Source organism: Vibrio sp. 10N.261.51.A4, assembly GCF_041471945.1.
Lineage (GTDB): Bacteria > Pseudomonadota > Gammaproteobacteria > Enterobacterales > Vibrionaceae > Vibrio > Vibrio crassostreae_C.
Genome location: NZ_JBFRPJ010000019.1, coordinates 1 through 16688, shown reverse-complemented (window position 1 = coordinate 16688; position 16688 = coordinate 1). Strand labels below are relative to the sequence as shown.

The 16688-nt window shown below is 42.6% G+C and carries 12 protein-coding genes and 1 pseudogene; 5 read left to right on the top strand and 8 right to left on the bottom strand.

The window, feature by feature from the left end; translation table 11 throughout:
• Window positions 1-167 precede the first annotated feature (167 nt).
• The 6 genes from AB4384_RS05155 to AB4384_RS05130 all read right to left on the bottom strand — a co-directional run bounded on the left by AB4384_RS05155 (window position 168) and on the right by AB4384_RS05130 (window position 6236).
• Entirely contained in the window at window positions 168-986 is an 819-nt protein-coding gene (locus tag AB4384_RS05155; RefSeq protein ID WP_170963338.1) for an ETEC_3214 domain-containing protein, read from the bottom strand.
• Between the two features lie 9 nt (window positions 987-995).
• Window positions 996-1448, bottom strand: a complete 453-nt coding sequence (locus AB4384_RS05150; protein WP_136978263.1) for a hypothetical protein — start codon at window positions 1446-1448, stop codon at window positions 996-998.
• Between the two features lie 9 nt (window positions 1449-1457).
• Entirely contained in the window at window positions 1458-2681 is a 1224-nt protein-coding gene (locus AB4384_RS05145; protein ID WP_048662236.1) for a murein transglycosylase domain-containing protein, read from the bottom strand.
• A 21-nt stretch (window positions 2682-2702) separates the two neighbouring features.
• Entirely contained in the window at window positions 2703-3677 is a 975-nt protein-coding gene (locus AB4384_RS05140) for an LPP20 family lipoprotein (RefSeq protein WP_048662235.1), read from the bottom strand.
• A complete protein-coding gene (locus AB4384_RS05135) occupies window positions 3677-4342 on the bottom strand; it encodes a hypothetical protein (protein WP_372129016.1) in 666 nt (221 codons plus the stop codon). The genes AB4384_RS05140 and AB4384_RS05135 overlap by 1 nt, the downstream gene beginning before the upstream one ends.
• A gap of 85 nt (window positions 4343-4427) precedes the next feature.
• Window positions 4428-6236: a caspase domain-containing protein gene (locus tag AB4384_RS05130; RefSeq protein WP_372129014.1), complete on the bottom strand. Its 1809-nt coding sequence runs from the start codon at window positions 6234-6236 to the stop codon at window positions 4428-4430.
• Between the two features lie 249 nt (window positions 6237-6485).
• Between AB4384_RS05130 and AB4384_RS05125 the strand changes: the two genes are divergently transcribed.
• The 4 genes from AB4384_RS05125 to AB4384_RS05110 all read left to right on the top strand — a co-directional run bounded on the left by AB4384_RS05125 (window position 6486) and on the right by AB4384_RS05110 (window position 13796).
• Entirely contained in the window at window positions 6486-6620 is a 135-nt protein-coding gene (locus AB4384_RS05125) for a hypothetical protein (RefSeq protein WP_261978795.1), read from the top strand.
• 8 nt (window positions 6621-6628) lie between these two features.
• Entirely contained in the window at window positions 6629-7603 is a 975-nt protein-coding gene (locus tag AB4384_RS05120) for a bifunctional oligoribonuclease/PAP phosphatase NrnA (protein WP_102393616.1), read from the top strand.
• 201 nt (window positions 7604-7804) lie between these two features.
• The gene (locus AB4384_RS05115) at window positions 7805-8830 is read left to right on the top strand and encodes an HD-GYP domain-containing protein (protein ID WP_372129012.1); all 1026 of its coding nucleotides are present in this window, start codon (window positions 7805-7807) and stop codon (window positions 8828-8830) included.
• A 70-nt stretch (window positions 8831-8900) separates the two neighbouring features.
• Entirely contained in the window at window positions 8901-13796 is a 4896-nt protein-coding gene (locus AB4384_RS05110) for an ATP-binding protein (RefSeq protein ID WP_372129010.1), read from the top strand.
• Window positions 13797-13890: 94 nt separating this feature from the next.
• Here AB4384_RS05110 and AB4384_RS05105 read toward each other — a convergent pair whose 3' ends face one another.
• Window positions 13891-14781 carry a LysR family transcriptional regulator gene (locus AB4384_RS05105; protein WP_017061891.1) on the bottom strand — a complete coding sequence of 297 codons (891 nt, stop codon included), beginning with the start codon at window positions 14779-14781 and terminating at the stop codon, window positions 13891-13893.
• Between the two features lie 243 nt (window positions 14782-15024).
• Here AB4384_RS05105 and AB4384_RS05100 point away from each other — a divergent pair, with 243 nt between their 5' ends.
• Window positions 15025-16200, top strand: a complete 1176-nt coding sequence (locus AB4384_RS05100) for an MFS transporter (protein WP_017064421.1) — start codon at window positions 15025-15027, stop codon at window positions 16198-16200.
• Window positions 16201-16413: 213 nt separating this feature from the next.
• Here AB4384_RS05100 and AB4384_RS05095 read toward each other — a convergent pair.
• Window positions 16414-16668 (bottom strand): annotated as a pseudogene (locus tag AB4384_RS05095) (PKD domain-containing protein); the annotation flags it as partial.
• Window positions 16669-16688: the final 20 nt, after the last annotated feature.

Here is a 16688-nt window from a genome sequence, read left to right as displayed (position 1 = left end):
CTTAAGTGAACGGCATTACCCATATGAGGAGCTCTTTTTGTTTCTCGTTGTAGGCGCTTTGTAGGTTTGTTTAGTTTTAGAAAACTCAATGAGTTGATCTATGTACATAGAGTCTGCGGAGTCAGATGTACGTATAACTGACTACAAATTATGAATTAAGAGTGCTGTTAATCAGTTATTAGCTCATATTCAAGCTTGGTAAGAATTGCAGGGGCGAGTGATTCTAAATCGACCGTCGTATACCCATAAAAGTTTGGCTTGATTTCACTACGTAGTTTAGTTAGAGAATCTTTTGTATTCTCTTCCATCATCAATTTGTCATTAAAATCAGCGAGTAACTTGAGTTGTTGCGCAGAGAGTGGGGATAGGTATTCGCTGTAACCACCGACAGAGCTGTATAACAGTTCATAGCGACCACCTTCTGCTTCTTCAATGTAATAATTCCCTGAACGCGCAATATTGGATATGGCAGCATGTTCTGTTGTCGAGTTAACGAAGTTGGTTTCCAAATAAGTGGCGCTGCCTGCGTGGTAGTTCACATCAGCGACAAACCCCGGTTTAGGGAAAATGAGAAAAGCATCTATTGTGTCGTTGGATGTTATTGCAGAAAGAATAAACTTACTGTCTTTGTAGTACTTTACCTGTACCTCACCATTCGACATCTTGGTATAAACCGGAGAGCCAAATGTCTCTTCTAAAATGCCACTGGAAGCACGAATATAGACTTTAGAAAGACGCTCGTTAGATGGAGCATCTGAAAAGTTAGAAATTAGGAGATCCCAACCTTTGCTTCCCATATCAATAGCATCGTTGAACTGACCACCTGCGATGATCAGCGCAATGATGGCAAGGATAGAGTTTGGTGTCTTCTCTCTCATTATTTCAAGAAAATCTTTTTGATCTTCATTGGGAGCTTGTTGAGTTAAAGACATGTCTTCTTCTAGTGCTGCTTTATCAACAGATGAAGGTAGAGCTTGTTCTGACATGATAAAACCTTATTCAGCAACAATTTGAGGTGCTCGTGCAACCACACGGGTACATAAATATTCTTCGACATCTTTTTCTACAGAAACGCTTTCTGTTACCCAGGTAAACTTCATTAGCTGGTTGGTTAGTTGTTTTGTGGTCGATTTAGCGGTTACGGTTGTAGTTACAACATTGTCTTTACGATCGGCTGTTACAATCTTCTTTTTCTCCGAGGTTCGATTTGTATCGAGCTCTTTTTGCACCATGGCTTCGAGAGACGCAGCTAGTGATGCTCTCGCCTCCATTGAAGCGATGTCCATATCAAGCGTCATATCTCCCATACTTTCAACGCAAGCAACACCCGCGATTAAGCCTTCAGGCAAATCAGATTGTGGGTTCATGCGCCAGCTAGGAAATTCGGAGTTAGCGGCTGCTTGAAATGACAATGTAGTAATTGCAGCGATAATTAGAGTCTTTTTCATGTTTTATCCTTAAATCATATTCTTTTCGTAATTAACTTCTGCTTTACTTACTTTTTTCAAGTAGTTACGAGTTTCCGCAGCAGAATGCTTTTGTTGGATAGTTTGGAATACTTGTTGTGGTTGAAGCTGGTTAATATTCTTGATTGCAACTGAGCGTTTGCCACCGAAAATATGATAGATTGGCCCCATGCCTCCGTTGTAAGCCGCTGTTATGCAGTACTTTAAGCTCTCTTCATTGGTAACGCCTTTGAAGTAGCGAGATCGCAGTAAGTGCAAATAAGCGGTACCGACCTCAATATTTTTTTCGGGGTCGAATAAGTATTCTTTATTCAGTAACTGTTGTTCACCAAATAGGAAGTTTGTCGCATCTAGTCCTGCGGAACTTGGGACAATTTGCATCAGGCCAAAGGCAGGAACATGTGAGGTTGCTGTAGGATCGAAAGCGCTTTCTGTTTTGATGATAGACAGTATAAATTCAGGCTCAAGTTTGTATTTTTCTGCGTAAACTTCAACGGTATCAAAAAAGCGTTGTTCTTTACGATTAAGCCAACTTGGCGGAAAAGAAATAACGGCTTTGAGAACGGTATTGCCTTTACTGTCTTTGGCTTTGGTCACGGCCACATTTTCAAGAGCTTTGTCTAACTCTTGAGCCTGAACCTTTGGTGTTTCGGAAACGGGTAAGAATGTCTTATCACTGAGTTTCTCAACATTTGTTGCTTCAATCAGTTCAGAGGTATAAGCATCGGCTTGTTGGGCTTCGCCAATGGTCAGCTGAGATGTACGCACGATCTCTTCTTTGAGTTCTTCTATTGAGGTTGTTTCACCTGTAATAGTGGTGACTTGAATCGTATTTTTCTCGAAGTTAACTTCACGCTTTATTTGTAGAGAGGGGCTGTAGCTGACCCACTTAAATTGGTCGCTAAAGGTAGGATTATCCCAAGATTCTGAAACTTTGGTTTTAAACTTATCAAACTCTTGTTGAGCTTGTGCCACATATTGATCGAATTCGCAGTTCTTTTGTACTTTGTAAAGATCAAATTGGGCTTCACTGCAGAGTTTGTATTTTTCAAACTCATCTTTCGCTTCAAAAGGTTGATTGACAAAATGTTCGACGCTAGGGCAACTTTGTTCGGTAATTGAAAGTTCACACGCTTGCTGCAGCGTATCTGCAGACGCCCATCCACTAGAGATAAGTATCGCTAAAGGGGATAGCTGGCAAATTATTTTCTTCATATCTGTTCCTTGACCGAGGGGTTAACCTTTCTCTATCGAGAGTCGTTCCATGACAAAATCACAGTGCTCGAAATAGTTCAGGATCAACCCAAACCCTGGAGTGTCTGTTGATAAACGCGATTCATCCAATCGCTCAAATCGAGAGGTGTCTATTTTTGTAGGGCAGAGCAATGCGATATTGGTATCGTATGTCTCTTGTCCGTTGTTGAGCAGCGCTTCGATTCCGTCATACTGATTTCTATCTGGAAACTCGATAGAGTCGCCATCTGTGACTTGATGGTTTTCAACTAACACGCCTGTACTACCATCTTCATAAACTTGAAACAAAGAGAGATAACCCGCTTGGTTTGAGTTGAGTTGAATAAAGTAATGGTCGCCAGCATTGAGTCGTCGCTTGGATGAGTGAATATTTATATTTTCATCTGAATAGTTGAAAAATAGGTGGTTATACTTTGCTTCCGGTAGTATTAACTGGCCACTACTGTTGGAAAGCATCCAGCCCCCAGCAAACCGCTCGATATCTATATCCGGCAGACATTGGTGTTGTTCCACCCAGTTTTTTAGCATGGTCGTTGTTGACCAGTATGGGTGTAATTCACGGTGACATTGTGATTTCTTTAACCAAGCAGAGAGCTTTTGTGCAAATGACTCGGGGTCATATTGAACTTGAACATAAAACTGGTTTTGCGATTTTTCACTGTTGATAATGGTGACGTTGTTTCGGAAAACCACATTGGATATGGACTCTTTATGAGAAGCCGCAGATTTTTTCAACTCACCATTTTCGAAGGTTTTAGTACTAGTGGTCTTACTGACAATTTGGTTTTCAATACCTTTAGCCAGATCATGATAAGCTGCGTCTTTGGCTTGTCGGTAAGTGTTGCCTTTACCGAACCCATAGCTCAAGGTTAAGTCTAATGGCACTTCCCCATACCAAGACGGGGAAGCGAAAGCACAAGCACTCGACAGGGAGATGATTAGCGCTATTATTTTCATTAGTCTTCTTTTTTTCCTGGATAAGGTGCTTGTTTTACTGTCCAACTAAATCTTACACGAGCATCTGAATGTGAATGAGCAACAAAAGAAATAAGTGAGCCAGATTGGCTTGCTGAAACAACATAGTCTCCGTCATAAACACCATAATTTAGGTTATGATCGGAAGCTTTGGATAAAGTTTTATATGGTAACATGGTTTTGATTAACTCGTTACCTTGCACTGGGCCGCTCATTACAGTCCCTGCATAATCATTATTGTTCTTACATCCTATATTATTGCCGGGCATAAAAAACGACCAGACTGAACGGCCATTTGTTCCTACTGAAGGGCCATCAACAAACCAACTACAGTTTTTTCCATCTAAGTAGTGTCCTGAGAGCAACTGGTTAGCGCTTGCAAAAGCTACAGATTTTACTGAGCTCATATTTTGGAAGATTAGGTTGCCATTTTTGTCTGCTGAGAATTCTGCACTCATATCAAAGAATTGAGTTTGCCCGGTGTCTTTGTTGGTTACTGGTACTCGCAACATCGTTACTTGATTACCAGCACCTTGGAAGTGAGCTCCCTGAAACGCGATATCTAGATTGGAGTTTTCTACATCCGCAGCGAAGGCTGTTGATGAGATTAGAAGAGCGGATTTTGCTAAAAGTGTTTTCTTAAACATGGATATAAGCCTTAATCAATGTTTCAAATATGCTGTAAATTGAAATAGTTTTTAAAAGTAGAAACGTTTTTAAAGAGACATGCTCTTAAAGGGACATAGTCTGGTTACCGGTAATTGTTGGATGTTGACGTTTTAAATCCCCCATCTCAAAAGAGGCAGATTTCACTTTGTCGTAAACATCTTGATAAAGCGTATTCACATCCTTGTTTCCCTCGATCATTGACTTCATGAGGTAGTAACTAAACAGGCGATGACCTTTTTCTTGGTACATATTGGAATACTCTTTATCGCGTCCCGCAGTGATCACGACCATACGCTCAGGATCAATACTGACTTTTTTCGGTGCCAGTCTGGAGGCGGCAACCCCTTTGATGACCGATACACCATCAGTCGCTCCACTGAAACAACTGTCTACCATAACGACTATCTTGCCTGCTTTACTGCTAGACAGTGTTTTGTAGAGGTTATCGAGTTTGAAGAACTCATCATCAGTTATGTAGTCAGGGATCTTATCTTGCGGGAGAATGTAAGGATCATTATCGGGAATCGCAGGGATACCGTGTCCACTGTAGTAAAAGTAAACCGTATCGCCTTCATCGACGTTGTCTAACATTAAACGTAACTTATCTTTAATCGCACCACTGGTTGCGTCACGGTCAATGAGTTCGTAGACGTGCCTTTCTGGAACACCCAGAACTTTTGTCGCGACGTCAGACATCACTTCACCACTGCTGCGCGCAAAGGCTACTTGATCTGAATTTGCGTAATCTTCGATAGATAGGTTGAAGAACCAGTTGGATGAATTACTTTCCACAGGCACAAAGCCATTAAGTAGTTGCTTCAATTCATCAGAGGCGGTGTTGTCCGTTGCCGAGAGGCGTGAATCGACTTCAAACGCATCGATTAAGTTAGGGTTTTGCATCTCTAGCCCTGGAGTCTCGGCACTGCTTGGGCCACTGTTAATAACCACACTCAGAGCTTCGGGCTGATAATTACTTTTAGCCACATCCCCTGAGAACATTACGTCATTGTAGTTGCCTTTTATATTTACGAGCTCTAGTTGATTCTCGTCATAAGAGTAGGTGAGTGCGAGGTCAAGGTTATCGATATTGCTGAAGACATCACGCGCCTGCTCAAGAGGTACATTTAGAATAATGTCTCGCTGATAGTTTTGATTTGACGCTTTAAACAACAGGTGCATTTGCTGGTTTTCAGCATCATAACTCTTTGTTGTGACGACCGGCTTACCCATTACATCTCTAAAAGCCTTAGCAACGAGTCGAGTTTTTTGCACGCCCAAGTTGCCCTTTCGAGAGTCTGCCCCTTCTTGTAGGACTCGAATTTTGGCATTTCGAGCTTCTACTTGTTGACGGTATTTAAGTTGTATAGCGGCTATTTGTTGTTGTCGTTCTATTCGCAATTTTTCGACGCGTTGATCAAATTGAGTTTTGGTTTCAAATTGATCTTTGACGATTTCTGGCGCTTTGGGCAGATCAGGCTCTCGAACTGGTGGTGGAATGTCTGAGCTGCTCAATGTGGTGTGTTGTACTTCGTATAAAGAGGCGACAGCACCAACCAATGACATTGGGTCGTCAGATTGTATACATCCGATAGAACTCGTCATGTAATGTTGTTCGGTAGAGGACTCTTGTCCTGCAAATAGGTCAACATTATTGCTTGCTTTTTTTTGTCCGCCGCGAGTGATGACCTTGCCATTCAGCGAAATAGGAGCATCAACTTGCAGCTCACCGCCAAGCTGCCAAATATCAGGATTAGATGAACATACAGTTCCCTGTTTAGAGTGCGAAAATTCAAATTGATTGTCAGCGTTAGCAAAACTAAGAGTTGGTGCTAACGCAAATAGCATACCTGTGACAATTCTATTCCGTGTCATTAGATAAGTTTTCCATATGGCCGTAGTGTCAGATGAGCTCAAGACCATATAGTCTAGTTGAATATCACTCAATGGCGCATTAATCGTAATGGGATATAAGTCAATGTTTGTTTTGTTAAGTGTGAGTAAGTTTTAGTTAATTTGGAATGGGTGTTTATTAAATTTCTTCTGTTTGAGAGGCTTAGGAGTTAGGTGTTCTTACGTTTAGAACTCAATTGATTCGCTTTATTTATAGTTAGTGGTGTTCTCATGTTAAAAGTTGCTAGTCTTATCTTAATCGCTCTCGGTGTTTTTATTGGAATACAATATGGAGATGAGATAGTTAGTCCATTGGGTGGTGGTACTGAAACTGTTCTTAATACAATAGAAAACTTGAAAGGTTAAGGTGAGGTATGTCTATTTTCTCATTTAACGATTTTCTTGAGCGTCTCAGGGACTGCGAACGAATCATCATTCAAGCTCATGACTTTCCTGATCATGATGCGGTTGGCTCCGCTTTTGCTCTCGCTTATTTACTTAGAAAGAAGGGCTTTAAACCACTCATTACTTATCAAGGCTTTATTGATCGTGTTTCTTTACATAATTTGATTGGTTGGCTTGATATTCCCATAGTTAAGTCACATCGATTAGATTTAAAGCCCAATGACAAAATCATTGTGGTAGATGGCTGTATTGGTGAAAAAAATGTTACCGACTTACCGGGTATAGAAGTTGGGGTGATCGATCATCATCAGGTTGTAGCACCCAGTTTCGTTTGGTTTTCAGATATTCGACCTAACTATGGCGCAACAGCTTCCATTATGGTGGAGTACTTTAATCATTATGATATTCCAATTCCCGACCGCGTAGCGACGGCTCTACTTGTTGGATTGACGTTCGATACGGCAAATTTTACCCGCGCAATGAACAAAGCTGATATCAAAGCCCTACTTCAACTTCAAAACTGTGCTGATATGAATATGGTCAATCGTATTTGTCGAAATCAAATCGAATATCAAGAGTTGAAGTTATTTGATTTCATGTTTGAATCTATTAGGAAAGACGGCAATTGTGCATTTGGCAGCTTACCAGAAGGGTGTCCCAAAAATATGCTAGGAGTGCTTGGTGACTTTCTACTTACAGTTGATGAACTAGATATTGTGGTGTTGAGTGCCCGTAGTCATGAGAGAACATTTGTTTCATTGCGTTCTGAATGCCCCCAGAATGACATGGCTAAGGTGATAAAGAGATCGCTGAATGATACGGGTGTTGGTTTTGGTGGAGGACACTCGCATATGGCTGGTGGTGTTGTTAATCAAGTGTTTGACCATTCCAATGAACGGGTCTTTATTTATGATCTGATCCGCCCTCAATTGAATATATTGTGAACCAAAGTTTTTGCCTCTATCTGATTTGTACCTGGGATCGTCCGCCGAGTTTCTGACATCAGGCTAGACTCAAACCGTTAGTTTGACGTCACTCGAAGATCTACTCTTCATTTTTGAAAATCAATTGCTTTTTTTCTGCTTAACCTCTGGAAACCGTTCTACACTAGGGTTATAACTGTTTGATTTGTATACGAGGTATCAATGAGTCGGAAACCTATAGTGTTAGTCGTGGATGACACCCCAAGTAACTTGGATGTGTTAACGGCAATACTCAAAGATACTTATCAAGTGAAAGTAGCGATTAACGGCACAATTGGTATCAAGATCGCGAAGATGGTGCCGCAGCCAGACCTTATCCTCCTTGATATCATGATGCCTGACATCGATGGTTACGAGGTGTGCCGCCAACTTAAAGCTCAGCCGAATACGGCTCACATTCCTATCATTTTCGTGACCGCCACAATTGGTCCAGAAGCCGAAGTAAAAGGGCTCTCCTTGGGGGCTGTCGATTACCTAACCAAGCCGATAACCCCTGCAATTGCACTCCAGCGTGTGAAAACGCATATCGCACTTTATGACCAACAACGCGCGTTGTTTAGTCAGGTAAAAGAGAAAACTCAAGAGATCAATCTCGGTAAGCTAGAAACACTGAACATACTGGGTAGAGCTGCTGAATTTAAAGACAATGAAACAGGCATGCACGTTAAGCGTATGAGTCACTACTGTGAAGTGCTAGCTAAAGCCTTGGGAATGACTGACGAAGATGCCGAGACGTTGCGTGATGCAGCACCAATGCATGATATTGGCAAGATTGGCATTCCTGACAGTGTGTTACTGAAGCCAGGGAAATTGGATGCCGATGAATGGACTACCATGCAGAAACACGTCGAGTTCGGTGTTGAAATCCTTGGTAGGCAGGGCGATTCCAAACTGATGCGTATGGCCATTCAAGTCGCGCAGTATCACCATGAAAAGTGGGATGGCAGTGGTTATCCAAACCAGATAGCCGGCGAAGATATTCCATTGGTTGGACGAATTGCGGCCGTTGCTGACGTATTTGATGCCCTGACAGCAGAGCGTCCTTATAAGAAAGCTTGGAGTGTCGATGAGGCACTGAACTTGTTTGAAGAACAGAAAGGCAAACATTTTGATCCAACTATCGTTGATGTATTTTTTCTGAAGTTACCTGAGATTCTAGCAATTAAAGAGAAATTTAGAGATGAGTGATGGCTTGATGTTGTCGCTAAATCGTTTGGTTGTTTTTCTGGTCATTACACTTGTGGTGTGGTCGCTGCTAATGCGATCTACGAATGCTGCTGAGGTAACAGATACTGAGTTAAATCAGTGGTTGGGAAACCAACCAACGGTAACTTTTGTTGTCTTGGCCAACCATTATCCTTACTCATTCATCGATGATGATGGGCAGGTTTCTGGGATCATCAAAGATTGGACATTAGATCTTGAACAGCGTTTTGGTGTTCATGTTCGGTTTGTCACAGTTAACTCGCGTGTCGAGGCTAAAGCCGCGTTAGTAGACGGGCGAGGCGATGTATTTCCATTCCAACAGTTCGACCCAAGTGAAGGTGGCCGTTTTCTTGCGAGTGCTCCCTATATTCCTTATCAGGTCGCAGTGATTGTTCCCATCGACAACAAACTCGATGGAAACCTAGATCAAAATAATAAACGCCGTATTGCGATGGTTAACGAAAATATCGATTTGGAGCGAGCCGGTGTCAAATTGAGTTCTATTGAGCGAGTGAATTTTGATAACGTTATTGATGCAGTACGTGCGTTAGGGGCCGGGGATGTCGAAGGCATGGTCGGTGAACCTATCACCACTATGGATCTTGCGAAAAAGATTGGCGTTCATGATTTAGCGGTAAATTATGTTCTGGAGCATTGGAAAAGGTTTGAAGCATCAATGGTGATCCGAACCGATGAACCAGAACTGCTGACGCTAATCAACAAACAGATTGAAACCTTCGACGTTGATAACAAGAACCAGATTTTATCGAAGTGGCTAGACAGTTCCCCCTATCGAGTGCCGCTAAAAGGCGTGTTTGGCTTTGGTAACCCTCCGTATATTTACCCAGACAGCACTGCAGTCGGGCTACAGTACGACATTCTTCAGCGTGCACTGAATGACATGGGATATAAACTAGGTGACGTTGTCACACTTCCACCTAGCGCCGCTAAAAAAGCCATCGATAACAATAATTCTATAGCCTTTTTTTCTGGTGTTCAGTTTGATGATCCTAATGCGCACTTTTTAAGTGATAACGTTTTTAATGTTGAGTTTGTTCCTGTTTCACTAACTCGCCGCAAACTCCAACTTCAATCCCCAAAAGACCTATCATTAGGGGCGTTATTGTTCGACGAAACATCCACAATTAAAAACTCTGTTGAAGTTCTGAAGAGTAAGTTAGACATTGATCGTATTGAAGATTACGAAGATCTTGAATCAGCATTCTCGCAGTTGAGGGCTCAAAATGTTGACCTGCTAATGGTTGAACGAAGAGTGCTAGAGTGGTTTATCACCAACACTCGTTTTATTGAAATGGCAGAGCTAACGCTACATGACGAGTATAAAGTTGAGTATCCGATCTATGTGGACTTTAAGAGTGAAGAAATCAGAGATAGCTTCAATGCCGCAATTAAAAGGCTTAAACAGGAGGATGACGGCTTAAACCAAATTATCGAGATGCAGGTTCAGAGTGATTTAAGCCTAGTCCTTAAAAAGGCGAATATTATCGCGCAAATATCTGCGTATTTTATCGTCAACGACCGCTTTGAAGAGTTGACGGAAGTGTTTGAAATTTTCGACACGGACAGTTCTTTTCAGGTGATCACCGCACAAGCGGATAACAATAGTCGCCCGATCAAATCTTGGTACATAGGCAACCTAGTTGATCAATATGGAGAGAAGAAAAATACCTCTCACTTTTCATCAGTCACCAAGGTGGCGAATTATAGGACCAAGGGAGGGAGTATCAACTCTGGTTCGATGACTTTCTACTTTGATGTTAATTCGTTAGAGCGGAACTATGTTTATTTTCCATCTGTCGAACAATTTAGTTCATTCGGAGATGCGGCGAAACGCTATATTGCGGATGTTTATCAAGCGAGTAACTTGACTGGAGAGATCCTAAATCTAAGCCAAAAAGAGAGGGCGTGGATTAAAGATAATCCGGATGTACGTATAGGTATCGATCCGAATTCGTTACCTTATGAAGCGGTATCCAATACCGGTGAATACATCGGGATGATTGATGATTATCTAACGCTGATTGAACAAAAAACAGGGCTAAGTATTCAGCATGTTGACGTGGCGAATTGGTCTGAGACCCGAAGCTTGGTTGATCATCATGAAGTGGAACTGGTCTCAGCAGCTCAAGAGAATCGTTCGTTAGGAGATAACGTCAAAGCAGCTAAAAGCTTGTTTTCAAGTCGTTTGGCCATTGCATCGAGAAGAGACGTTAGTAGCTTGGTACTTGAAGAAGCTGATGGTTGGAAAATCGGTATATTGAAGAATGCGGCAAATACTAACGCGATTTTATATAAGTACCCGAACGTTGAGTGGGTAGAGGTAGAATCCACGGCCGATGGGCTCAACCGATTGGATGATAAAACCTTAGACGGCATGGTCGACACTGTTGATGTCCTCAATTACCTCATTGATTCATTTGGTCATCGAGGGGTTGGTATCATCGGCCGGTTAGACTTCTTCCTGTCGCCAACTCTGCATGTCATCAAATCTGAACCTTTGCTTTATTCGATTGTGAATAAGGCGATTGAGAGTATTTCTGCTGAAGAACATCAAAAGATATCGGCGAAGTGGGCGGCGCCCAAAGCGATAGAAAGAGTTGATTATCAATTGGTTTACACTATTTCGGTTTTTTCTCTGGTGATCCTTCTTCTTATTATTTTCTGGAATCGTAAATTAGCGAAGCAGATCAGTATTGCTAAGGAAGCGACCGAAGCTCTGGAAAAGGCGCAGAACCAACTCTACAACATGCTAAATAGCTCTCCAATTGCAGCTAGTGTGGTATTTGAAGAAGAGGTTCGTTACGCGAACGATACGGCAAAACGTTTGTTTGGCGTGGAAGATCAGGCGTTGTCTTCTATCGACGTTGCCGCTATCCATGACTCGCTGAGCGTTCGTGATGGCGTGCATGAAGAGCTCGACCTTAACGGTAAAGTTGAAAATAGGGAGTTAGTACTCAGAAAGTCTGATGGAACCCGATTTGTTGCTTTGGTCAGTTACTATCTTTTTGAGATTGATGGTGAAGTCGCCACACTATTTTGGGCATTCGATATTTCAGAAATGAAGCGCCTTAACGAACAATTGGAAGAAGAGAAACAGAGAGCCGATTTGGCGAGCCAAGCTAAATCGGAATTCTTAGCCAATATGAGCCATGAGATAAGAACCCCAATGAACGCCATTATTGGCTTGTCTTATCTGGCGATTGGCGAAATATCTAATCCTGTCGCTCGAAATTATATTGAGAAAGTGCACCGTTCTGGCCATTCGTTACTCGGTATCATCAATGACATCCTTGATTTTTCAAAGATAGAAGCTGGGCAACTTGTTATTGATAACGTCCCGTTTGATCCCGTAACGACCTTTAAAGATGTGATTGAACTAATGGAGTCGAAAGCAGCTGAGAAACAACTCAATTTGTCGATGGTCATCGACCCAGAGTTAGACACGCCACTGCAAGGCGATCCCTTGAGGTTGTTCCAAGTCATACTCAACCTTGTGGGCAACGCGATTAAGTTTACGGAACAAGGCAGCGTAGCATTAACGGTGGAGCATGTTGACTCGAACGACAGCAGCCTAACCATGAGAGTGAGTGTGATGGATACCGGGATAGGCATTTTGGATGAGAACCGTCACAAGCTGTTTGAAGCCTTTAGCCAAGCGGATACCACAACGACACGTCGGTTTGGCGGTACAGGGCTTGGGCTCAACATTAGCCAGAAATTAGTTCATGCGATGGGCAGTCAAATTACGGTAGAGAGTGTTTACGGGCAAGGCAGTGAGTTCTCCTTTGTACTGACATTGCCACGCTCAAGCTCGGATGCGTTAGCCGACTTCAAAGCTCAAGAGTTGCAACTGGATTATCAGATAGAGTTCAAAGGGCAAAGAGTGCTATTGGTTGAAGACAATGAGCTGAACCAAGATCTCGCCTTAGCATTTTTCAGTCGCTCTAAATTAAATGCCGATCTTGCTGAAAACGGAAAGGAAGCGCTGGAGTTAGCTAAAAACAACGACTACGAAATAATCTTCATGGATCTTCAAATGCCGATTATGGACGGCTTTGAAGCTACCCGTTTGATTCGTGAATTCGATATAGATGTACCGATTATTGCAATGTCAGCCAATGTTTTTGCTGATGCGAAACAACGAGCGAGGGCGTCGGGCATCACGGACTTCTTGGATAAGCCTATTGTTATTGATAAAGCGATGTCTTTGATTACTCGATACATTGTTCCTGAGGTCTTAGTTGAAGGTCGAGCGCCATCAGACACGTCTTCAGATACGATACTGGCCAGTGATTCTGATAATAGTTCGGAATTACACTCCGATACTCAAACAGAGCAGCCTGTTTTCTCTCAGTCGAGGTTTGAGCAACTGACTCATCATGATGCGAAACTGCAAGAGAAGATGCTTGGTAGATTCTGCCAAGGGGCGCCTGACATTATGTCGGAAACCTTCGACAACCTAGTGCAAGATGAATGGGCGACGTTAGAGCGTAATCTACATACCTTAAAAAGCATGGCAGCTTCGATTGGTGGATTGCGATTGGCAGAGTTACTCAGTGATTTAGAAAGCAAAGCTCATAACAAGGCGTGTGATGAAGAGGATCTTAAACAAGGTGAGCTTGGGTTAATTGAACTGATTAAAGCAGTTGAGATCAGCTTTGATGTGCCTGGTGCCAAAGGATCTAATACGACAAGTTCTGAAGTAGCCGATGTGAGTCTTGCTGATACCTCTGACTCACCGAGCATCACGTCAGAACAGCATGCTCAGTTGCTATCACTGCTGGATGCTTATGATAACGATGCAACTCAATATGTGACTGAGTTACTGGCACAGTATCCACATTCTGTTGTTCTCAAAGATGTTCGAAGTGCGTTAGATAATTATGACTTTGAACGAGCAAAAGAGGGGCTTGGCGCTTCTGAGTAGTTGTCTTTTATAAATATCACTTCAACATTAAAGCCTTTAGCTCTTATAGCGAAATACCGAGCTAGCTAAAGGCTTTAAATCTATCTACACCGAACTAACGACTCACGTTCTGTTTGATTAGCTCAACAACCGTATCGTATCGGTGCGGCAGTTTTCGGTTTCGTTTTTGAACCAGATACAGCGTTTCCTCTACTTCTACCTTTGGCGGCACAACGTGTAGCTTGTCTCTATCTGGGAAGTGTTCAACCGCGCCAGCCGGTAACACGGTAAAACCTAATCCTTTTGATACGGGTAGCAAGATCTGGTGAAGCTGATTGATGTAGCCAGATCTTGGTATCTCATTAACGTTGATGTTCGCTAAGTCTTTATCTCCGCAAAGGTCGAAATACAAAGACAGATAGTGTGCAGAATCTGGGTGGGCAATCAGGCCAATGTCATTCAATACTTGCGGCGTTATCTCTAAATCAGCAAGGCTGTGGTGAACAATAAGACACAGTGCTTCTTTGCCGATGACTTGGCTTTGGTAGTAGCTGTCGTTCGGGGAATGCCTAACAATGCCGATATCGGTAGTGCCTTCGCTTAGGTCATTCAATATCTTTTTGTTTGGAGCGGCTTCTAAGTTAATGCTGAGCTCTTGGTGTTGCTGTTGAAGTTCAAGAAGCTTGGGATACAGACGCAAAGAGAGTGAGCCAGAGCAAGACAAGTGACATTGCCCAGCATAAGGGTTATCAAAACTCAGAGACTCAAAAAGATCTTCTTGGTCTTTCTCTAGTTTGATCGCATAGCGATACATAATCCGACCCTGTTCGGTCAGTTCGAAGCTCTTGTTTTCTCGAGATAGCAGGTCACAATTACAAGCTTGTTCAAGCTTCTTGATGTGTTGGCTGACTCCAGGTTGTGTCATATACAACTTTTCTGCCGTTTGGGTGAAATGGCCAACTTCAACCAGAGTCTTAAACGTATTGAGCCAAAGTGGATTAATCATACTCACCTTCAAATACTAAAGCCTATAAATAACAAAGCCAATAAATAACAGAAAATTATTATTATCTTAAGTAATGATAATTTCAACTCTAGCGTGTTAAGTAACGCTAATCAAAGTCATGTGGTGGTAGCACTTTATATTGGTCTATTGGTCGCTTTGTAGAGTTGCTATGAGTAACAAAGTGTTGCGACTTTGTTGAATTTTTGGTCTATTGACCAACTGTGCTCATATTTAGGAACGAAGATGAATAGAAATGTTTGGCTGCTCTCACTGTGTCAGGCCTTGTTGATGACGGGTAACATATTACTGATCTCTGTGATTGGTTTGATCGGTAAGCAGATTGCACCCAGTGTCAGCATGATCACCTTGCCGGTTGCACTGCAGTTTTTGGGTCTAATGGCAGCCACTATTCCTGCATCTTTAATTTCAGGCAAGTTAGGGAGAAAGAGAGGATTTAGCATTGGTAATGTGGTTGGCATTACAGGAGCTAGTCTTGCCACCTACGCACTGTCTCAGCAAAATTTCTATCTGTTTTGTTTCGCTACGTTCTTACTTGGGATAGGCATAGGTTTTGGCACGCTTTATCGTTTTGCTGCAATCGAGGTGTGTGATGAAAATGCACGTCATCGAGCGATCTCTATCTCGATGGCTGGTGGCGTTTTAGCCGCGGTATTAGGGCCAAATTTGGCGATTATGTCGCAACAGTGGTCGCAAGATGGCTTGTACATTGGTGCTTTTGCTTCTTTGATTGGATTGAACATTCTTGCGTTACTCATCTTACAAACAATTCAGTTTCCAAAAGTCTCTTTTAATAGTCAGGCACCTAAATCCGATCCTCTCAGTGTGATAGTAAAAGCGCCTAACTTTATTGGCGCAGTGTTTGCTGCCATGGTCGCTTATGCGGTGATGAATATCCTGATGACAGCAACGCCATTGGCAATGATTGGTTGTGGCTTTGACTTTACCAAAGCAGCGGGCGTCATTGAGTGGCACGTATTGGGGATGTTTGTTCCTGCATTCTTTACTGGTTCACTTATCGAGAAGTTTGGCTCAAGAATGATGATCTTAGCGGGTGGGGTGCTGTTCGTTGTCTGTATCGCGATTAACATTCATGGCGAATCTATTTGGCACTTCAGAGCGGCTCTAGTTGTGCTTGGTGTCGGTTGGAACTTCATGTTTATCGCGGCAACAGGTTTGTTTAGTCAGTCCTACCAATCGCAGAATAAAGCTAAGGCACAAGCGTTTAATGAATTTATTGTCTTTGGCTGTGTGACGATTACAGCGATGCTCTCTGGCTGGCTAGAATCGACAGCAGGGTGGCAGAACCTCAATATCTACGTATTACCATTCGTGTTAGCTGTTATCTTGCTGTTCGCATTCAGTGCTCGTAAATCGCGTATTCAAAAGCAGCCTGTGTAATGGCTCATCGAATGGTGGTTCAGTAAATTTGTTACTGTGATTAAAACCCTAGTATCTCGAACTGCGACCAATAAAAAGCCCTACCAAATCGGTAGGGCCTTTGCTTACGGCTTAAATAATAACGTTTTCTTAAAACTGCTGTCGTGGCTTATATCCTGTGACAACAGTACTTAAGCTTGTGTTGTAAATACGCATGACAGAGCCAGCGATGATTTACAGGTCGACCAAAATTGTCTTAGTGGTAATCCCACCTTGGTCATCGATTATCTTCAGTGTCACCTCGTGCTTTCCGTATGAAGGGAAGATTGACGTGAATGTGCGACCTCGTTTCACCTTTCCGTTTGGAAGTGTCCACTCGGTATCAACAATACGACCATCGCTGTCTGAACTTGTAGACCACATGGTTACCCAGCGGCCCAAGTGAATGTACTTCGCGCTCGCTTCTGGAAGGGCGTTTGGAGATTCAACAGGCTTTGTTTCCTAAATCA